Origin of the sequence: Streptomyces sp. NPDC051211, from assembly GCF_040689505.1 — a bacterium.
Classification (GTDB): Bacteria; Actinomycetota; Actinomycetes; order Streptomycetales; family Streptomycetaceae; genus Streptomyces.
The window spans coordinates 106,532-125,887 of sequence record NZ_JBFBAV010000010.1 but is presented as its reverse complement, the minus strand read 5'-3'; the positions used below and the strand labels follow the sequence as shown (position 1 = coordinate 125,887).

Annotated in this window: 16 protein-coding genes, 1 tRNA gene and 2 pseudogenes; 11 read left to right on the top strand and 8 right to left on the bottom strand. The window is 72.8% G+C overall.

The features are described from left to right. Positions 1 to 419: 419 nt before the first annotated feature. Positions 420 to 500, bottom strand: a pseudogene (locus AB0447_RS13160) (NUDIX hydrolase); the annotation flags it as partial. 87 nt (positions 501 to 587) lie between these two features. After that, the gene (locus AB0447_RS13155) at positions 588 to 1,346 is read right to left on the bottom strand and encodes a GntR family transcriptional regulator (RefSeq protein ID WP_366476691.1); all 759 of its coding nucleotides are present in this window, start codon (positions 1,344 to 1,346) and stop codon (positions 588 to 590) included. Positions 1,347 to 1,679: 333 nt separating this feature from the next. On the opposite strand from AB0447_RS13155, the gene AB0447_RS13150 reads away from it, so the two are divergent. Further along, positions 1,680 to 2,042, top strand: a complete 363-nt coding sequence (locus AB0447_RS13150) for a hypothetical protein (RefSeq protein ID WP_366476690.1) — start codon at positions 1,680 to 1,682, stop codon at positions 2,040 to 2,042. Continuing rightward, complete coding sequence (locus AB0447_RS13145) at positions 2,039 to 2,617, top strand: hypothetical protein (RefSeq protein WP_366476689.1); 579 nt, start codon at positions 2,039 to 2,041, stop codon at positions 2,615 to 2,617. The genes AB0447_RS13150 and AB0447_RS13145 overlap by 4 nt, the downstream gene beginning before the upstream one ends. A 210-nt stretch (positions 2,618 to 2,827) precedes the next feature. Here the strand turns inward: AB0447_RS13145 and AB0447_RS13140 are convergent. Next, positions 2,828 to 2,900: transfer RNA gene (locus tag AB0447_RS13140), tRNA-Arg, on the bottom strand. A gap of 137 nt (positions 2,901 to 3,037) precedes the next feature. On the opposite strand from AB0447_RS13140, the gene AB0447_RS13135 reads away from it, so the two are divergent. Both AB0447_RS13135 and AB0447_RS13130 read left to right on the top strand, forming a co-directional pair. Continuing rightward, entirely contained in the window at positions 3,038 to 3,994 is a 957-nt protein-coding gene (locus tag AB0447_RS13135) for an endonuclease/exonuclease/phosphatase family protein (RefSeq protein WP_366476688.1), read from the top strand. Positions 3,995 to 4,096: 102 nt separating this feature from the next. Further along, positions 4,097 to 6,211, top strand: a complete 2,115-nt coding sequence (locus tag AB0447_RS13130; protein WP_366476687.1) for a hypothetical protein — start codon at positions 4,097 to 4,099, stop codon at positions 6,209 to 6,211. 111 nt (positions 6,212 to 6,322) lie between these two features. Here the strand turns inward: AB0447_RS13130 and AB0447_RS13125 are convergent, their stop codons facing one another. Both AB0447_RS13125 and AB0447_RS13120 read right to left on the bottom strand, forming a co-directional pair. Then, positions 6,323 to 7,393, bottom strand: a complete 1,071-nt coding sequence (locus tag AB0447_RS13125; RefSeq protein WP_366476686.1) for a hypothetical protein — start codon at positions 7,391 to 7,393, stop codon at positions 6,323 to 6,325. Positions 7,394 to 7,481: 88 nt separating this feature from the next. Continuing rightward, positions 7,482 to 7,850, bottom strand: coding sequence for a hypothetical protein (locus tag AB0447_RS13120; RefSeq protein ID WP_366476685.1), 369 nt, complete (start codon positions 7,848 to 7,850; stop codon positions 7,482 to 7,484). Positions 7,851 to 8,000: 150 nt separating this feature from the next. Between AB0447_RS13120 and AB0447_RS13115 the strand changes: the two genes are divergently transcribed. The 4 genes and pseudogenes from AB0447_RS13115 to pucD all read left to right on the top strand — a co-directional run bounded on the left by AB0447_RS13115 (position 8,001) and on the right by pucD (position 12,428). After that, a complete protein-coding gene (locus AB0447_RS13115) occupies positions 8,001 to 8,435 on the top strand; it encodes a hypothetical protein (protein ID WP_366476684.1) in 435 nt (144 codons plus the stop codon). 179 nt (positions 8,436 to 8,614) lie between these two features. Continuing rightward, positions 8,615 to 9,394: pseudogene (locus AB0447_RS13110) on the top strand (FAD binding domain-containing protein); the annotation flags it as partial. Positions 9,395 to 9,519: 125 nt separating this feature from the next. After that, on the top strand, positions 9,520 to 10,032 hold the full coding sequence (locus AB0447_RS13105; protein WP_366476769.1) for a (2Fe-2S)-binding protein: 513 nt from the start codon (positions 9,520 to 9,522) through the stop codon (positions 10,030 to 10,032). Positions 10,033 to 10,034: 2 nt separating this feature from the next. Next, positions 10,035 to 12,428: a xanthine dehydrogenase subunit D gene (pucD, locus tag AB0447_RS13100; protein ID WP_366476683.1), complete on the top strand. Its 2,394-nt coding sequence runs from the start codon at positions 10,035 to 10,037 to the stop codon at positions 12,426 to 12,428. Between the two features lie 43 nt (positions 12,429 to 12,471). Here the strand turns inward: pucD and AB0447_RS13095 are convergent, their stop codons facing one another. Both AB0447_RS13095 and AB0447_RS13090 read right to left on the bottom strand, forming a co-directional pair. Next, positions 12,472 to 12,951, bottom strand: a complete 480-nt coding sequence (locus AB0447_RS13095; RefSeq protein ID WP_366476682.1) for a RidA family protein — start codon at positions 12,949 to 12,951, stop codon at positions 12,472 to 12,474. Positions 12,952 to 12,990: 39 nt separating this feature from the next. Continuing rightward, positions 12,991 to 14,268, bottom strand: a complete 1,278-nt coding sequence (locus AB0447_RS13090) for a M6 family metalloprotease domain-containing protein (RefSeq protein WP_366476681.1) — start codon at positions 14,266 to 14,268, stop codon at positions 12,991 to 12,993. Between the two features lie 260 nt (positions 14,269 to 14,528). On the opposite strand from AB0447_RS13090, the gene AB0447_RS13085 reads away from it, so the two are divergent. The 3 genes from AB0447_RS13085 to AB0447_RS13075 all read left to right on the top strand — a co-directional run bounded on the left by AB0447_RS13085 (position 14,529) and on the right by AB0447_RS13075 (position 18,260). Next, complete coding sequence (locus AB0447_RS13085; RefSeq protein WP_366476680.1) at positions 14,529 to 15,194, top strand: TetR/AcrR family transcriptional regulator; 666 nt, start codon at positions 14,529 to 14,531, stop codon at positions 15,192 to 15,194. A gap of 98 nt (positions 15,195 to 15,292) precedes the next feature. Continuing rightward, complete coding sequence (locus AB0447_RS13080; protein WP_366476679.1) at positions 15,293 to 16,840, top strand: MFS transporter; 1,548 nt, start codon at positions 15,293 to 15,295, stop codon at positions 16,838 to 16,840. Positions 16,841 to 17,282: 442 nt separating this feature from the next. Next, positions 17,283 to 18,260: a sigma-70 family RNA polymerase sigma factor gene (locus AB0447_RS13075; RefSeq protein WP_366476678.1), complete on the top strand. Its 978-nt coding sequence runs from the start codon at positions 17,283 to 17,285 to the stop codon at positions 18,258 to 18,260. Positions 18,261 to 18,347: 87 nt separating this feature from the next. Here AB0447_RS13075 and AB0447_RS13070 read toward each other — a convergent pair whose 3' ends face one another. Next, positions 18,348 to 19,331 (bottom strand): YafY family protein, encoded by a 984-nt coding sequence (locus tag AB0447_RS13070; protein WP_366476677.1) that lies wholly within the window; start codon positions 19,329 to 19,331, stop codon positions 18,348 to 18,350. Between the last annotated feature and the right edge of the window lie 25 nt (positions 19,332 to 19,356).

Genomic DNA, 19,356 nt, shown 5'->3' with positions numbered 1-19,356 from the left:
CCTTCGTCCCGAAGCAACCAGATCTCCTGGGCGGCCTGCGACTTGGCGCAGGGCAGTCGTCTGGGGCCCAGGTGGAGCGCCCTGCTGGACGAACGACCTGAGCCCCAGACGGCTGGTCTGCTATGGCTTGCCTGGGTCGACGGCAGGCGGGATGACAGCTCCCCACCCACACCACGAACCGACCGGCAGCTGCAGGATTGGCCCTGGTCATCCCGGAGCCTGAGCGCCCCCGCCGGAGGCATCAGTCTTGGCAGGTAGCCGACCGAACAGCCGGGCCCATCCCCTCAAGCGCTTAGCCATTGGCGCACGGCCGGCGGTCCGGGCTGGAGCGGGGCGTAGACAGGAGCGCAGGCCCGGGGCGGCGGGCGCACGACGCCGCTTTGGGCGGCGGAAGCGCCCTTGATGAAGTAGGGAAACTTTCACCGCACCGTGAAGAGCTGGCGCCCGTCATGGCTCCGGACGTGTGGCCCGTCCCCGTCCAGGGCGTCCAGCAGTCGGATCGGTTTTGCGCGCCAGCCAGCAGCCGGCCGTCGTCACGAACGACCGCGCCGGCTAACCGATACGGAGTGCTTCACGCGCACCGCGGACTACGCATCGAAGTCGTACTCAAGGACGTAGGAGGCGGAGTCCAGGGTCATCTCGTTCACCTCGACTGCGCGCCCGCCTTCTGCGAACGCGGTCCGGACGATCTGGATGACAGGCGTGCCCATGGAGAGTGCGAGCCGTTCGGCCTCGTCGGTCGACGGCATGCGGGATCGGATCTCCTCGCGGAAGTGGACGGGCTTGTGGCCAAGTTCCGCAAGGCGGGCGTACGTACCTCCGGGCCCCGTGTCGGCCTGGGTGATCGCGGAGGCTGCGACGATGTCCGACGGCAGGTAGGACGTGGCGAAGAGCACAGGCTTCCCGTCGAGTACGAAGCGCCGGCCGCGTGCCCAAACGCGTGATCCTGCGGCCAGGTTGAGGACGTCGGCGACCCGGTCGCTCGCCTCTTCCTCGCGTACGTCGATCTGGTCGACGACGAGGTCCCGATCTCCGGTGTCGGAAGACCAGACGGACCGGCCGGATCCCCACTGCTCCCGGGCCAGCCGCTGGATGCCTCGTCGCCGCAGGGGCTTGAAGTCGCGAACGAAGACGCCGGCCCCCTTCCGGGCCTCTGCGATGCCTTCGTTCTGCAGTACTCCGAGTGCCTGGCGTGCGGTCATCCGGGCGACCTCGTAGGCGGCCATGATGTCGTTCTCGCCGGGCAGGCGGTCGCCTGGGCCGTACTCACCCGCCTGGATGGCCGTCCGCAGCGCGTCGGCAATGCGCTGGTACTTCGGCTGGCGGCTGCTGCCCTGGCTGGTCATTGAACGATCACTCCTTCTCCTCTCTAGACACCCTAGGGCCAGGGGTGGGCCGCTGCACGCACCAGCGTTGAGACCCATCTCGCGGACATCTCTAGAGAGGTGTTGACGCGCCCGCCGGAATCCGCTGTAGTGGTGACATCTCTAGAGAGGTCGCCTCGGGGCGGTCTCGCGAACGAGGAGTGATCTGTCATGCGTCGGATTCCCGTCGACACTGCGGCCGCGATGGTGGTGCTGGCCCAGCCTCCGCAGCCGAAGGCAACTCGTGGTAGTTGGGGCCTTGTCGCGCCCCACCCCGGTCGCACCACCCGCTGACAGTGGTAAGGAGCACCCGGCATGAGTACGTCATTTGACCTGGACGTGGGCACCGCCCTCGTCTCGAAAGCGCTCGTCGACTACGGCCGGAAGCCGGATTCGACGACGGTCTCCCGGCTGACGGACGACCTCCTCACCTACGGCGAGAGCCTCCTCGCACACGTCGTCGGTCTTGAGGCCGCAGCCACGGCGCTGAAGGACTGGCACAGCATCACCCAGCAGGGCCCCAGCGACAACGCCCTCGGCAACTGGGACTACCTTCGCGCGCTCGCACGTACCGTCAGGCGGTTCCACAACGCCATGGGTGTCTGCCACACCTCCTACGGAGCCCCCTACATCGGCCGCCCCGGCTTCTCCCCGATCGCCCCGGCGACGGATCCATGACGGCCGGCGAGTTCTGCGTCTACTGCGACGAGCCGGTGGCCGCGACGGCCGAGAACCGGATGGTGAGCCACTCCGCTTCGGGCGCCCGGCCGGACTTCTACGCGCACCCTGGCTGCTCGCCCTCGTCACGCCCCGACACGGAAACCGTGTCGCCAGCAGATATCGGGGAGGCGGTCCCGTTGACCAAGGTGTGGCACGAGGACCTCGTGGCAGCCGTCGACGTCGTACTCGCGGCGGTGGAACCCCCGCCAGAGGAGGAGGCCGCCCAGCAGTTGAGCTGCCTGGACTACTACGGCGGCGTTGTCTACTTCTACGTCGTGGGGTCGTTCGACGAGCGGGGCCGCCGCACCGAAGCCGCCGAGAATGCCCTCGCGAACTGGAAGGCAGCCACCGCTCTGAACCCCGCCGACGCGGCCACCGGGCCGTGGGGGAAAACAGTCTCTCTGGCACGGGTGATCCGTGACCTCCTGGCCGCAGCCGAGGTGCATCGCGCCCGCCTGCGGCGCTGGGAGGAAGAGGAGCGGCAGGGACTGCGCCCGCCGTTTCCGCCCCCGCCGGGCGGCTGGGGTTCATGAGGGTCCAGGCCGTCTGCGGGATGCATCGGCCGGCGTTCGTGAATCCGCCGGCGCCGTGCACCCCGCAGCCCCGATTTCGGTCGGATCTGAGTGACGGCGCAGCGTGTTTTCGGGATGTGGCATCCATGTGGCATCCGGCAGCAGAAGGGCCCTCCAGCCTGGCGCGGCTGGAGGGCCCCATACCGCCTATGCGCTGCGGTTTCCTAGTTGTGCCCCCGGCAGGATTCGAACCTGCGACACCCGCTTTAGGAGAGCGGTGCTCTATCCCCTGAGCTACGAAGGCGAAGCTGGACCAGATGGACCGCTGACAGCCTAGCGGATCCCCGGGGGCGGGTCTGCGGGGATTACTGCGACGGCCGTGGCGGCCGCGGCGCGAAAGGCGGGCAGAACCGATGTCCCGTTGCCGGCGTCCCCCAGGTCATGACCATGTACCTGACCACCCGTGAGGGCCGGGCGCGGGGCATCGGCGCTGTCGGGGTGGTGGTTGCGCTGGTGCTCCTGCTCAACGACCTGGTTCCCAATCGGGTCGGCAATCTCGGCAGCTTCGTGCAGACCTTCCTGCCGTGGAGCGGGGTGATCGTCCTCCTGCTGGTCGGTGCCGTCCTCGTCGGGGCGCGGCGGTCCAAGGGTGCCCTGGCCGCCGTCCTCGTGCCGGCCGTGGTCTGGACGTCGCTGTTCGGGCCCGCGTTCTTCGACCGGGCCGAGGCGGCCCGGGCCGGCGACCTCACCGTGGTCACGCACAACGTCGACGACGCCAACCCGGATCCCGAAGGGACCGCCCGGCGGCTGGTCGGGAGCGGGGCCGAGATCATCGCCCTGGAGGAGCTCGTGCAGCCCGCGACCCGGACGTACGAGAGGGTCCTGGCCGCCACCCACCCCCACCACGCGGTGCACGGCACGGTCGGGCTGTGGAGCCGGTACCCGATCCGGGACACCCGCCCGGTGCCGATCATGCCGTGGACCCGGGCCCTGCGCAGTACCGTCGACACCCCCCAGGGGCCGCTCACCGTGTACGTCGCCCACCTCGCCTCCGTCCGGATCCGGCCCGCCACCGGCTTCGCCACCGCCCGCCGCAATGCCGCCGCCGCCCGCCTGGCCGCCGAGCTGGAGGACGCCCCGCCCGGCCGGACCCTCCTCGTCGGCGACTTCAACGGCACCACCGACGACCGGGCCCTCGCCCCCGTCTTCTCCCGGTTCCGCTCCGCCCAGCAGGAGGCCGGAGCGGGTCTCGGGTTCAGTTGGCCGGCCGCACTCCCCTTCGCGCGGATCGACCACATCCTCGTACGGGGCGTGGAACCGGTCTCCGCCTGGACCCTTCCCGCCACCGCCAGTGACCACTTGCCGGTGGCCGCCTCGCTCCGGCTCCGCACCCCCTAGGGCAACCCGAGGATCTGACAATAGGTCAATCGGCACGTCATACCGGTCGGATGTGTCCGGAACCGATCCATCCGGCCGGGCCCGCCTGGAACACTCCGCCGGGTGGACAACCACATCTCCGACGGCACCTACTACGGCCCCGTCGTCCAGGCCGCGACCGTCGTCGTGCAGGACGCTTCCGTCATGGCCCTCCGCGTGCCCTCCATGCTGCCCCACGTCCCCGACGTCTTCGTCGACCGCGACGCGCTCCGCGCCGATCTCGACCGACTCGCCGCGGGCCTGGCCGGCCGGATCTCCCCGCAGGTGGTGCTCCTGGCAGGCGCGCCCGGGGCCGGCAAGAGCGACCTGTGCGTGTACTGGGGCCGCACGGCCGCGCAGCGGCGGTTCCCCGGCGGGGTCTTCTACGCCGACCTCGGCGCGGCGGCCGACCCCTCCGACGCGGCCGCCGTGCTGGAGGCGTTCATCGGTGAGCTCCGCGCCCCGCGCGACCACGACCGCCCGCCCGCCGGCCTCGACGTGAGCGCCCTGGCGTCCCGCTTCCGCAGTCTGACCGCCGACCGCCCCTGCCTGGTGGTCCTCGACGGGGTGGTCCGTCCCGGCCAGGTCCCGGCGCTGCTCCCCGGGCACCCGGAGAGCATGGTGGTCCTCACGAGCCGCAGTCCGCTGAACCTGCTGAGCCGCGGCGGCCGGGTGGTGCCGGTCCGGCTCACCGTCGACGGGCTGGACGAGTCGGCCTGCGCCGAGCTGTTCCGCGCGGTGGCGGGGATGGAGGTGGCCGGGCGCGAGGACTTCCGGCTGGTGGTCCGGGCCTCGGCCGGCCTGCCGGGCCTGGTGCGCCTGGCCGCGGCGCAGGCGGCCGACCCGATGCTCGACGGCTTCGCGGGGCTGGTCCGCAGGCTCGCCCCGCGCGGCTCGGTGCTGGAGGCTCTGGACGTGCCCGACGACGAGTACTACGCGCAGACCGCCCGCGCGCTCCTCGGCGATTCGTACGCCGTACTGGGCGAACGCGGCCGGCGCACGTTCCGGCTGCTCGGGGTGCATCCGACGGCCGAGTTCACCGCCGCCCTGGTGGACCGGCTGGCCGGCGGCCCGGGGGTCCGGGCGGAGCTGCACGAGGCCGGGCTGCTGGAGCAGGCGGGCGAGCGGCGGTACCGGATGAACCGGGTGCTGCACGCGTACGCGGCGGAGCTCGGCCGGGCCGAGGAGGCGGAGGCCGTGCCGCTGATCGCCGACTGGTACCTGCGCCGGGCGTCGGCCGCCGAAGCCCTGGTCTCCGGGCGCTGGCGGTACGGGGACCGGTACGCGGAACCGGACACGGGCGGGCAGGTGTTCGCGGACGCGGAGGAGGCGCTGGACGCGCTTCAGGCCGAACGGCACACCCTGGTCGGGGTGGCCGAACTGTGCCGGGTGCACGACCCGGCCGCACTCTGCCTGCTCGCCGAGGCCCTGCACGGCTTCTTCTTCCGGCGCGGCCACCATTCGCTGTGGGTGCGGGTGAACCGGCTCGCGGTGGACGCGGCCGCCCACACCCCCGGCCTCGGCGGGCTGCCGCTGGCCCGGATGCACTTCGAACTCGGCTTCGCCCTGCTCGACCGGGGCTCGGCGGAGGATCTGGCGGAGGCCCGCGAGCAGTACGACGCGGCCCGCGAGACGGCCCGCCGGATCGGGCACGCACGAACCGAGTCCTCGGCGCTGGAGGGGCTCGGCCAGATCGCCGAGCGGGACGGCGACCCGGCGGCGGCCACCGAGTTCTACGCGGCCGCCCTGGCCGCCCTGGGCGACCTCGAACACCCGCGGGGCCGGGCCCTGTTGGCGTACCACCAGGGCCGGGCGGCGAGCGCGGCCGGAGACCACGAGCGGGCCGCCCGGCAACTCGCCGAGGCACTGCGCGGGTTCGAGGCGCTGGCGAAGCGCGACCCGCACAACGAGGCGAAGATCCGCGTCCGGTACGCCGCGGCACGGCTGGCGGCCGGACACCCGGAGGAGGGGGCGGAGCCCCTGCGGCGGGCGCTGGAGTACTTCGAGGCGACCGGCCGGCCCGGCGTGGACCGGGCGGACGCCCTGCTGGTCCGGGGCCGGCTGCGGGCCGCGCTGGGCGAACCGGAGGCGGCCCGGGCCGACTGGCAGGCGGCCCTCGCCCAGTACGAGACCGTACGCAGCATCCGGGCGGAGGAGGCGCGCCGGCTGCTCGCCGGAACCCCGGAACAGGGCGCCTGACGGCGTCGATCGGGGTGACCTGGGCGATCGGGGGCGATCGGGCTCGATGAGGGGCGACCGGTGTCAGGCGCGGGCAGGGGGGCAGGCGGGGTCAGACGAAGGCAGGCGGGGTCAGGCGGGCCGGAGGGTGAGCCGGTGCACCCGGCCGCCGGCCTCCAGGGTGCACCTGCCCTCCGCTCCGGCGAGCAGGGCCGACGCGGCGAGCCCGGGCTCCGCGCCGGAGGCCGTGAAGACGCCGCCCCCGCGCAGGTGCAGCCGGCCCGCCGCGACCACCAGCTCGCAGCCGGGGTGGCGGGCGAACAGCTCGGCCGGGGTGGAGCCGCGGGCCAGCAGGATCTCGGCGGAGTCGCGCCAGCGGGGCTCGGGCTCGGCCTCGTCGGCCAGCAGGTGGGGTTCGGCGCCGAGGTGGGCCGTGACCCGGCCCTGGACCTCGGCCGGGTAGCGGCGCAGGACCACCCGCGCGCCGGCCACGACCGCATCGACGTACAGGGCCCGGCCCACCGGGCTGCGGGGCGCGGCCGGCGGTTCCGGCAGCGGTACCGGCCGGGGCGGGCAGCCGGACTCCGGCGGCGGCAGCCGCAGTTGCCGGTAGCAGAGCTCGCGGAACACGGCGAGGGCCCGGCCGGGGCGGGAGCTGACCCGGCCGGCTGCGTCCGGGAGGCGGATGGCGTCGGCCAGTTGCCGGGCCAGCGGCGTGGTCGGGGAGACCCGGGGGAGCTGTTCGCCCAGCCAGGCCATGGGGGAGCCGGGCGCGACGGTGCGCTCGTCGAAGGCGGCGAGCAGGCCCGGCAGCCCCTGCGCGGCCGCGTAGAGGGAGAGGGAGCCGTGGTCGCCGATGAAGGCGTCGGCGGCGCAGATCGCGGCCTTCCAGGTGGGCTCGGCGGGCGAGGGCAGGAGGAGCCCGGCGCGCCGGCAGGCGGCCAGCCAGGTGCGGATCTGCCAGCCGCCGTGGGCGTACCAGGCGTTGGGGTGGACGGCCGCGACGACCCGGTATTCGCCGTACGGCAATTCCGCCACGGCCCGGCCCATCAGCTCGAAGGAGGCGCCGAGCAGGGAACGCTCGCTCCACGTCGAGGTCACCAGGAGGAGTTTCTGGTTGGGGCGGATTCCGAGGGCCGCGCGGTATTCCGTACGGAAGGGGCGCGAGGCGGCCAGTTCGTCGAGGACGGGGTCGCCCGTCACCTGTGCGTACGGGAGGGCTTCCGGGCAGTCCCGGCGCAGCCGGACCCGCTGTTCCTCGTGCGAGAGGAGGATCGCGGACGGGATGACCTCACCGTCGTGCAGCAGCCATTCGGCGGACAGCCCGAATGCCCCTGCCCCGACCCCTGCCCCGGATTCCGGATTCCGGATTCTTGCTGAGTTTCTTATTGTAGCCAGCGCCGTGCGGGGCGCTCACGAGCGGTGCGGAAATCTTTTCCAATTCCCCGCCGCGGCTGGTACTCACCGCCAGGTCGAACCGTTCCCGCAGTGCCGCCTCCCACGGAATGAAGAAAAGGTCGTGTTCGGCGATGAATTCGGCAATGCCCTTGTCGAAGGCGGAGGAGCCGGTGCAGGTGAACACCACGCGCACCCGCGGGTCGTCCCCGAACGCGGTGAGCAGATCGAGCAGCCGGGTCGCCGAGGTCACGTTGTGGATCACGCCCAGGACGGTGCGTTCGGCGGGTACGGTCAGCCAGCGCCGGTCCGGCAGTCCCCGCTCCGCCCGCATCCGGTGCCCGTGCCTTTCCTGTCCGCGCCCGCATTTCCCGATCCGCCCCCGGCCGCCTCAGCCTACGGCTACCGTGACCGCATGGAACCGGAGCTGACTGCACTGGCGATGTCGGCCGCGACCGCAATGGTGTCGGCGATGGTCGGCGAGGCGTGGACGCAGGCCAGCGAACGGATCACCGGCTTCTTCGGCCGCCGCGGCCGGGACCCGGAGGCCGTCTCGGCCGAACTGGAAGAATCGCGAGCCGAGTTGGTGGCCGCCGAGGCGGAGCAGGACACCGCGCTCGCCGAGGACATCGAGAGCGAGTGGCGGCTCCGGCTGAGCCGCGCATTGCGCGCCGACCCGGCGGCCGCCGAGGAACTGCGCGCCCTGCTGGCCGAGATCGCCCCCGAGGCGCCCGCGGCAGGGTCGGTGACCGTCAACAACACCATCAGCGGCGGCACCTACAACAGCCCGGTCTTCCAGGGCCAGAACATCGACTACCGGACCTCCAACTGGACGCCGCCGGGTTCCTAGGGGCGCACGGGCCGGCCGACCGGTCACCACATCCGCAGCGCCGCCGCGAGCGCGGGGCGTATCGGGGGAATTCCACCGAGATCGGTTTCGCGCGCCCGGTCCCGGTTCATGGGATCGGTGTCCGCCGAACCACCCCGGCGACGGCTGTGCTCGGCCCACCCCCACGAAATGAGAGCCAGATGGACTTCCTTCGCCCCGCCAGCTGGGAGGAGGCGCTCGCCGCGAAGGCCGAGTACCCCACGGCCGTGCCGATCGCGGGTGGCACCGACGTGATGGTCGAGATCAACTTCGATCACCGGCGTCCGGACTACCTGATGGACCTCGGCCGGATCGGGCTGCTGCACGAGTGGGAGACCGGCACGGAGGTCGTACGGCTCGGCGCCTCCGTCCCGTACACGCGGATCATGGACCACCTGCGGGTGGAACTGCCGGGTCTCGCGCTCGCCTCGCACACGGTCGCGTCCCCGCAGATCCGCAACCGCGGCGGGGTCGGCGGGAACCTGGGCACCGCCTCCCCGGCCGGAGACGCCCACCCGGCCCTGCTCGCCGCCGGCGCGGAGGTCGAGGCCGAGTCGGTCCGCGGCTCGCGCCTCATCCCGATCGACGCCTTCTACACCGGGGTGAAGCGGAACGCGCTGGCGCCCGACGAGCTGATCAAGGCGATCCACATCCGCAAGGCCGACGGCCCGCAGCAGTTCTCCAAGGTCGGCACCCGCAACGCGATGGTCATCGCGGTCTGCGCCTTCGGCCTCGCCCTGCACCCCGAGACCCGCACCGTCCGCACCGGCATCGGTTCGGCCGCCCCCACCCCGATCCGGGCCCGGGTCGCCGAGGAGTTCCTGACCGCCGCGCTCGAAGAGGGCGGGTTCTGGGAGTCCGGCAAGGTCATCACCCCGTCGGTGGCCAAGCAGTTCGCCGACCTGGCTGCCGCCGCCTGCAATCCGATCGACGACGTCCGCGGCACCGCGAAGTACCGCCGCCATGCCCTCGGCGTCCTGGCCCGCCGCCAGCTGCTCTGGACGTGGGAGGAGTACCGCGCCGGCCGCGGCCCCACCGGCACCACCATGGAAGGAGCGGCGTGACCATGCGCGTCCACCTCACCGTGAACGGCCGCCCGCAGCAGGCCGACGACGTCTGGGAGGGCGAATCCCTTCTCTACGTGCTCCGCGAACGGCTCGGCCTGCCCGGCTCCAAGAACGCCTGCGAGCAGGGCGAATGCGGCTCCTGCACGGTCCGTCTCGACGGGGTGCCGGTCTGTTCCTGCCTGGTCGCGGCCGGCCAGGCGGAAGGCCGCGAGGTGGTGACCGTCGAGGGCCTGGCCGACGGGGCCGGCGGCACCGTGTCCCCGGTCCAGCAGGCCTTCATCGACACGGGCGCCGTGCAGTGCGGTTTCTGCACCCCGGGTCTGCTCGTCCAGACCGACGCCCTGCTGGAGGGCAACCCGTCCCCGTCCGACCAGGACATCCGTGAGGCCCTGTCCGGCAACCTCTGCCGCTGCACGGGCTACGAGAAGATCCTCGACGCGGTCCGCCTGGCGGCCGCCCGCCAAGGCCAGGGCCGCCAGGGCCGCCAGGGCCGCCAGGAAGAGGCTGTCTGATCATGGCCGACACCCGCACCGCGCCCTCCGGTACCCCGACGAACGTCACCCAGAAGCACACCAAGGGCGGCATCGGCGAGTCCACGCTGCGCCCCGACGGCACCCTCAAGGTCACCGGCGAGTTCGCCTACTCCTCCGACCTCTGGCACGAGGACATGCTGTGGGGCCAGACCCTGCGCGCCCCGCACGCCCACGCGAACATCACCCGCCTCGACGTGTCCGAGGCCCTCGCAGTGCCGGGCGTGTACGCGGTGCTCACCTACGAGGACCTGCCCGCCCGGCGCAGGTACGGCCTGGAGTTCGCCGACCAGCCGGTGCTCTGCGACGGCCGGGTCCGGTTCCACGGCGAGCCGGTCGCCCTGGTGGCCGCCGACCACCCGGAGACCGCCCGCCGGGCCGCCGCGAAGATCCTCGTCGAGTACGAGGTGCTGCCGCCGGTCACCGACGAGGCGAGCGCCACAGCCCCCGGCGCGCCGGTCCTCCACCCCGACCGGGACGACCACCACGCCCCGCACACCCCGCACCCCAACATCGTCCACCGGCAGCCGGTCCGGCGCGGCGACGTCGCCGCGGCCCGCGCCCGCGCCGACGTGATCGTCCGCGAGGAGTACGAGGTCGGCATGCAGGACCAGGCCTTCCTCGGCCCGGAGTCCGGTCTCGCCGTGCCCGCCGAGGACGGCGGCATCGACCTCTACGTCTCCACCCAGTGGCTGCACGTGGACCAGAAGCAGGTCGCACCGGTCCTCGGCCTGCCCGTCGACAAGGTCCGGCTCACCCTCTCCGGGGTCGGCGGCGCCTTCGGCGGCCGCGAAGACCTGTCCATGCAGGCCCACGCCTGCCTGCTCGCGCAGCGCACCGGCAAGCCCGTGAAGATCGTCTACAACCGGTACGAGTCCTTCTTCGGGCACGTCCACCGGCACCCCGCCAAGCTGACCTACGAGCACGGCGCCACCTCCGACGGCAAGCTCACCCACGTCACCGCCCGGATCGTGCTCGACGGCGGCGCGTACGCCTCCTCCACCCCGGCGGTGGTCGGCAACGCGGCCTCCCTCGGCCTCGGCCCGTACGACGTGGAGCACGTGGACATCGAGGCGGTCGGCCTCTACACCAACAACCCGCCGTGCGGTGCGATGCGCGGCTTCGGCGCCGTGCAGGCCTGCTTCGCGTACGAGTCCCAGATGGACCGGGTGGCCGCCGAACTCGGCATGGACCCGGTCGAGTTCCGGCAGCTCAACGCCATGGAGCAGGGCACCCGCATGCCCACCGGCCAGCTGGTCGACTCCCCGGCCCCGGTCGCCGAGCTGCTGCGCCGGGTCAAGGCCCGTCCGCTGCCGCCGGAGCGCCAGTGGGACTCGGCCGGCGAGGGCGCGGACGTGCGGGCGCTGCCCGGGGGCCTGTCCAACACCACCCACGGCGAGGGGGTGGTGCGCGGGGTCGGCTACGCCGTCGGCATCAAGAACGTCGGCTTCTCCGAGGGTTACGACGACTACTCCACCGCCCGGGTGCGGCTGGCCGTGGCGGGCGGCGAGGCGGTGGCCACCGTGCACACCGCGATGGCGGAGGTCGGCCAGGGCGGGGTGACCGTGCACGCGCAGATCGCCCGGACCGAACTCGGGGTCACCCAGGTCACCATCGAGCCCGCGAACACCCGGGCCGGCAACGCCGGCTCCACCTCCGCGTCCCGGCAGACGTATGTGACGGGCGGCGCCGTGAAGCACACCTGCGAGGCCGTCCGCGAGGCGGTGTTCCGGCTGGGCCGGCGCAAGTACGGCTCGTACCACCCGGCCTGGGCGCACGCCGAACTCCGGCTGGAGGACGGCAAGGTGGTCACCGACGGCGGGGAGGTGCTGGCGGGCCTGGCGGAGCTGCTCGACGGGGAGGAGCCGATCGACCTGGAACTGGAGTGGCGGCACCGCCCCACCCAACCCTTCGACCGGCAGACCGGGCAGGGCGACGGACACGTCCAGTACTCCTTCGCCGCCCACCGCGCGGTGGTGGAGGTGGACACTGAGCTGGGCCTGGTGAAGGTGATCGAGCTGGCCGTGGCCCAGGACGTCGGCAAGGCCCTCAACCCGCTGTCGGCGGCCGGCCAGATCCAGGGCGGTACCACCCAGGGCCTCGGCCTGGCCGTGATGGAGGAGATCGTCGTCGACCCGGCGACGGCGAAGGTCCGCAACCCCTCCTTCACCGACTACCTGATCCCGACCATCCTCGACACCCCGGCCATCCCGGTGGACATGCTGGAACTGGCCGACGAGCATGCCCCGTACGGGCTGCGCGGCATCGGCGAGGCCCCGACCCTGTCGCCGACCCCGGCGGTGGTCTCCGCGATCCGGGCGGCCACCGGGCGGGCGCTGCGCCGGGTCCCGGTCCGCCCGGAACACATCACCGGCTGAAGCCGCCGGCATCCTGCAGGCGGGGCGCCCGCCGGTGCACGCCTCAGGCGCCCATCGGAGTGTGGAGCTCCACCGTGAGTTCCACCTCCACCGGCGCGTCCAGCGGCAGGACGGCCACCCCGACCGCACTGCGGGCATGGATGCCGGCGTCGCCGAAGGCCGTGCCCAGCAGCTCGCTCGCGCCGTTGACCACGCCCGGCTGGCCGGTGAAGTCGGGGGCGCTGGCCACGAAGCCGACCACCTTGACGATCCGCTTGACGGCGGACAGGTCGCCGGCGACCGAGGCCACGGCGGCCAGTGCGTTCAGCGCACACTGCCGGGCGAGCTCCTGGGCCTGCCCGGCCGAGACCTCGGCGCCGACCTTGCCGGTCAGCTTCAGGGCTCCGTCGACCATCGGGAGCTGCCCGGAGGTGTAGACGTGGTTCCCGCTGCGTACGGCGGGCACGTACACGGCGACGGGCTCGGGGGTCGGCGGCAGGGTGAAGCCGGCCGCGGCGAGCCGGTCCTCGGGGGTGGTGGTCATGACCTCTTCCTCTCAGTCGGGTCCGCCGGGCGGCCGGCTTCAGGGGCGGGTGATGCGCACCCGGTAGCTGCCGTCGGGCAGCTCGCCGACCACCGAGACGCTGATGCCCGCATCCTCGTCGGTGAAGGTCTCGCCGGGGCCGAACGGCGCGTCCGAGAGTTCCGCGTGCACGTTGGCGCGCCGGGTGCAGCCGCCGCTGGTCCGTGCGCTGTCCGAGACGGTGACCGGGCCCTGCCCGGTGTCCACGGCGGAGTCCACCTTGTAGACGAGTACGCCCGGTTTGCAGACGGCCTCGTCGTTCCCCGCCCGGGTGCGGACCTCGACGGCGTAGCCGGAGTTCTCCGAGAGCGGTACGAAGGCCAGCTTGGTGCCGCCCTCCAGGGCGAGCGGGGACAGGACGTGGTTGCTGGTTCCGGACCGGGAGGCGCAGCTGATCTGTGTGCTGTCCAGCCAGCCGAGCTTCCACTTGTGCCAGCCGAGGAGGTCGTTGTTGGCGCCCCAGTCCTCGCTCATGATGTCCCAGTGGCCGACGGCGCCGCCCCCGTCGGCGGTGTAGAGGTCGGGCAGCCCGAAGACGTGGCCGTTCTCGTGCGGCAGCACCCGGTAGCCGGTCTCCGGGTAGGAGCCGGAGCCGTCGTCCTGGCGGCTGTAGACGAACGAGGTGTTCGCCAGCGGCACGCCGTCGGCGACCGGGGCCTCACCGTTGCCGGAGAAGGTCACCGACAGCACGGTGTCCAGTGCGGAGGGGCCGGCGTTCGGGGTGACCAGGATGTTGACCAGGTCGTACCGGCTGAAGTCGACCTCCTGGTCGGCGGCCTTGGCGATGTGCTCGACGAGCTGCCGGTAGCCCGGCTCGTAGGCCGAGCCGCGTTCGATGCCGTACGCCGCGAACGGCATCGGCATCCGCAGCCAGGTCCGGACCGGGGCCTCCGGCTTGTAGCTGAGCCGCCCGTAGGAGCTGGTGCGGAACCAGTCGGAGGTCTGCGGGAAGAACTCCGCGAGCCGGTCGGCCGCGGTGCCCTCGCCCTTGGCGTCCGGGAAGTCGATCATCAGGTTCAGGGCCCGGACCTCGCCGGTGCTGCGCGAGTACCCGGGCGGGGTGGGGAGCCCTTCGGACATCTGGACGCCCATCGCCCCCGCGATCCTGCAGGGGGCGAGGGCGCTCTCGCCGGCGGCCGCCACCGGGCCCGCCGCGGCGGGCGTCCGGCTGGATATTCCGGTGCTCGCGGTGGCCGTGATGCCGATGGCCAGCGCGGTGATGCCGATGCATGCGCTGGTGCGGCGGGGTCTGCGTATCCGCTGGCGGGTCTGCGGCATGAGAGACGCCTTCGGGTCCGCGGCAGCCGGCCGGGCCCGGTCTGCGCTCTGTGCGATTCACCCTCCGCCGGGCGTGGCGCGCCCGCCCGCCGGGAGCGTCCGAACGTGGAAGGGGCTGTGACCCGGCTCACACTCAAGGGTGAAATAAGCGGGGATCGAGTCCCCGTTTAACCCGATGTCCTCGAAAGCGGGGACCGAGTCCCCGTTTGGGGGCGCGGGGTGCAGTCGCGGGACGCGGCGGAGCGAGCGAGGGAGCGGTCGTGCAGGGTGTGCGGGAAAGCCGGGCGGGAGCCGGGACCTCCAAGGTCCCGCGGCCGCGCGCGGACGCGCTGCGCAACCGGGAGCGGATCCTCGCCGCCGCCCGGGAGACCTTCGTCGAGCACGGCGCGGACACGCCCTTCGACGAGATCGCCCGCCGGGCCGGAGTCGGCAACGCCACCCTCTACCGGCACTTCCCGGACCGCGCCACCCTCGTGCACCACGTCGTCCTGTACGTCATGGGCCGGGTGGCCGTCCACGCCGAGCAGGCCCTCGCCGAGGAACCCGACGCCTTCGCCGCACTCGTACGGTTCACGCACGCCGCGGCCGACGAGCGCATCGGCGCCCTGTGCCCCATGCTCTCCGGCGACTTCGACCGCGAACACCCCGAACTCCTCGCCGCCCGCACCGCCCTGGAGGAGGCCGTCGAGGTGCTGGTGACCGCCGGCCAGGAGGCCGGACTGCTGCGCACCGACGTGGCCGTCGGCGACCTGATGGTCGCCCTGGCCCAGCTCAGCCGCCCCCTCCCCGGCACCGACTGCTTCGACGCCGACCGCTTCGTCCACCGCCATCTCCAGGTGTTCCTCGACGGGCTGCGCGCACCGGCCCGTTCCGAACTGCCGGGTGCCGCGGCCACCCTCGACGATCTGAGGCGAAGAGCCATGTGACGCTCCCGGGCCGCGCCCTTCGGCGTCGAGCAGCCCTCAAGCTCTCAATCCCTTTTGCACCCTTTTGTTTTCATCCGCACCGTGAAGTGGGTACCCCCATGTCCAAAACAGCCGCGCCCGCCCTCGCGCAGCAGGCTGACCCCAGCCGCTGGAAAGCGCTGGTCTTCATAGCCCTGGCCCAGCTGATGGTCGTCCTCGACGCGACCATCGTGAACATCGCCCTGCCGTCCGCCCAGCTGGACCTCGGCATCTCCGACGGCAACCGCCAATGGGTCATCACCGCCTACGCCCTCGCCTTCGGCGGCCTGCTCCTCTTCGGCGGCCGCATCGCCGACAAATGGGGCCGCAAGCGCGCCTTCGTGATCGGCCTGGCCGGTTTCGCCGTGGCCTCCGCGCTCGGCGGCGCCGCCACCGGCGAGGCCGCCATGCTCGGCGCCCGCGCCCTGCAGGGCGCCTTCGGAGCCCTGCTCGCCCCCGCCGCCCTGTCCCTCCTCGCGGTGATGTTCACCGACGCCAAGGAGCGGGCCAAGGCCTTCGGCATCTACGGCGCCATCGCCGGCGGCGGCGGCGCGGTCGGCCTGATCCTCGGCGGATTCCTCACCGAGTACCTCGACTGGCGCTGGACCTTCTTCGTCAACATCCCGTTCGCGGTGGTCGCCGCCGTCGGCGCGTACTTCGTCATCCACGAGCCGTCCGGCACCCGCAACCGCGCCCCGCTGGACATCCCCGGCGTGGTCCTCTCCACCCTCGGCCTGGTCGCCCTGGTGTACGGCTTCACCCGCGCCGAGTCCGAGGGCTGGTCGGACCTGCTGACCGTGAGCCTGTTCATCGGCTCGGCGGTCCTGCTGGCGGCCTTCGTCCTCACCGAGGCCCTGGTCCGCTCCCCGCTCCTCCCGCTCCGCGTCCTGCTGGACCGCAACCGCGGCGGGGTCTACCTCTCCCTCGGCCTGGCCGTCATCGCCATGTTCGGCCTGTTCCTCTTCCTCACCTACTACCTGCAGGTCGTGAAGGGCTACTCGCCGGTCAAGACCGGCTTCGCCTTCCTCCCGATGATCGCGGGCATGATCACGGGCTCCACCCAGATCGGCGCCCGCCTGATGACCCGGGTCCCGCCGCGCCTGCTGATGGGCCCCGGCTTCCTGATCGCGGCGACCGGCATGCTGCTGCTCACCCAGCTGGAGGTCGGCTCCTCCTACCCGGCCCTGATCCTGCCCGCCCAGCTCCTCCTGGGCCTCGGCATGGGCACCGCCTTCATGCCGGCCATGTCCCTGTCCACCCACGGGGTGAACCCGGCCGACGCCGGAGTCGCGTCCGCCATGGTCAACACCTCGCAGCAGGTCGGCGGCGCCATCGGCACCGCCCTGCTGAACACGATCGCCGCATCGGCGACCACCGCGTACCTGGCCTCGCACGCCGCCGACGCCGCGGCGGGCGGCCCGGCCGCGCAGCTGGTCCAGGCGCAGGCCATGGTGCACGGCTACGCCTCGGCGATCTGGTGGGCGGTCGGCATCCTGACGGCCAGCGCGCTCATCGCCTTCACCCTGATCAACACCGGCCGCCCGGGCGGCCCGGCGGCCGCCTCCGGCCCGGCCTCCGGCGCCGGCTCCGACGAGGTCAAACCGAAGATCCCGGTGGTCGCCCACTGACCCGGCCCCCAGGACCCGCTTCACACGCCGGACGGGCCGGCCCCCTCACCGGGGGCCGGCCCGTCCGGCGTTCGTCCGGCGTTCGTCCGACGTTTCCGCCCGGCCGCCGAGGCAACCAGAATCCGGTGCGGGCCGTCTTCAGAGGTGAAGAACGGCTGTGCCGCATGTGAGGGCCGTCTCACGGACGCCGCGGTCTGCGGGGTCCGCGAGAGCCTCCGGACCGGCCTCCGCGCCCGGCCTGACCTGCAGGTCCACGGGATCCGACGGCATCCTGCCACCTTCGGTGGCGGGGCAGGATACTGCAAGATCTCGGAACTTGCGGAGACGTGTGGGAATTCTGTCCCGATTCCAGTCGTTGTTTCCTTCGGATGCGGGCACTCGGGAGAGTGTTCCGGCACCCACAACGCCACACCGCGACCGAACTCATCGCAAGGGAGCACGCATGGCAACCCGCGCCGTCGCCCGTCGTCAGTCCGCCGGCAGCACACGCGCCGTCGGTGGCGAGATCGCCGACCGCGACCTGGTCGGGATGTACCTGGACGAGATCGCGCGCACCCCGCTGCTCGATGCCGCCAGGGAAGTGGAGCTGTCCCAGATCATCGAGGCGGGGGTGTACGCCCGGCAGATCCTCGACGGCGAGGTCGAGGCAGAGGGGGGCACCGCCACGCGCGAGGAGCTGGAGGCGCTCGCCGCCGAAGGCGAGCGCGCCAAGGAGATCTTCATCCGCTCCAACCTCCGCCTGGTCGTCGCCGTCGCCCGCCGCTACCCGCGCAGCGGCCTGCCCCTGCTGGACCTGATCCAGGAGGGCAACGCCGGCCTGGTGCGCGCGGTCGAGAAGTTCGACTACGCCAAGGGCTTCAAGTTCTCCACGTACGCGACCTGGTGGATCCGCCAGGCCGTCACCCGCTCCATCGCCGACCAGTCCCGCACCATCCGTCTCCCCGTCCACCTGGTCGAGGAGCTCGGCCGGATCCGCCGGGTGCAGCGCGAGTTCAACCGGGAGAACGGCCGCGACCCGGAGCACGCCGAGATCGCCGCGGAGCTCGGCTCCACCGAGCAGCGCGTGGGCGACGTCCTGGACTGGGCCCGCGACCCGGTCAGCCTCAACATGCACGTGGACGACGAGGGCGAGACCCAGTTCGGCGACCTGCTGGAGGACACCTCGGCGGTCTCCCCCGAGCAGTCGGTGCTCTCGCTGCTCCGCAGCGAGGAGCTCGAAGACCTCATCGGCAAGCTCGACCAGCGCACGGCCTCGATCATCAAGATGCGGTACGGCATCGAGGACGGCCGCGAGCGGACCCTGACGGAGGTCGGCAAGCAGCACGGCCTGACCCGCGAGCGGATCCGGCAGATCGAGAAGCACGCGCTGCTGGAACTGAAGCGGATGGCCCGCGACACTGGGTTCGACGCAGTCGCCTAGAGCGGCGCGCCGCCTGTCCCGTCCGCCGGGACCCGGCGGCCCCCAGACCGCCCCGGTACCTACCCCCCCAGGTGCCGGGGCTCTCCGCTACCCCGACGCCGCGCCCGCGCCCGCGGCAGCGGCAGCGCCTGCACCCGCGGCCGCGGTCAGCCGAGCGCCCAGAGCGGCCGCGCAGGCGGCAAGCTCCGGCGGGGACACCACGGTGAACGGCAGGCCCGTCAGGGCGAGCCGGGCCGCCAGCCACTCCGGCGCGTCCGTCGACTCGAACCGCGCCCGGCACCCCCCGGACGCATCCGCCTCCAGCGCCCCCAGCCAGTCCGGCAGCGCCTCGGCCGGCGCCGAGAACACCACCTCCGCCGCGTACTCGCCACCACCCCGCAGCCCCCGCGCCACGAACTCCACCGCATCCATCGGCAGCTCCCGGCGCGCGTACCGGGCCCCCGTCGGGAACGGCTCCGTCACCCGGTCCACCCGGAAGATCCGCCAGTCCTCGCGCTCCAGGTCGTACGCCACCAGGTACCAGCGCCGCCCGGTGCTCACCAGCCGGTACGGCTCCACCAGCCGCCGGCTCCGCGTCCCGTCGCCCGCCCGGTACGCGAACCGCAGCCGTTCCTGGCCGGCCACCGCCCCGGCCATCGCGGTCAGCGTGCGCGGGTCGATGCTCGCCCCGTCCCCCCGGGTCAGCGCGACGGTCGCCGACTGAAGTGCGCCCACCCGGTGCCGCAGCCGGGCCGGCAGGACCTGCTCCAGCTTGGCCAGGGCCCGTACGGACGCCTCCTCGACCCCTTCGATGGCGTGCCCGGCGCCCGCCCGCAGCCCCACCGCGATGGCGACCGCCTCCTCGTCGTCGAGCAGCAGCGGCGGCATCGCCGCGCCCGCGACCAGCCGGTATCCGCCCTCCGCGCCGTGCGAGGCCTCCACGGGGTAGCCGAGCTCCCGCAGCCGGTCGATGTCGCGCCGGATGGTGCGGGCGCTGACCCCCAGCCGTTCCGCGAGTTCACTGCCCGGCCACTCGCGCGGGGTCTGGAGCAGGGACAGCAGAGTCAAGAGCCGCGCCGGGGTGTCGTTCATGACACCAGGCTGCCAGTTAAATAGG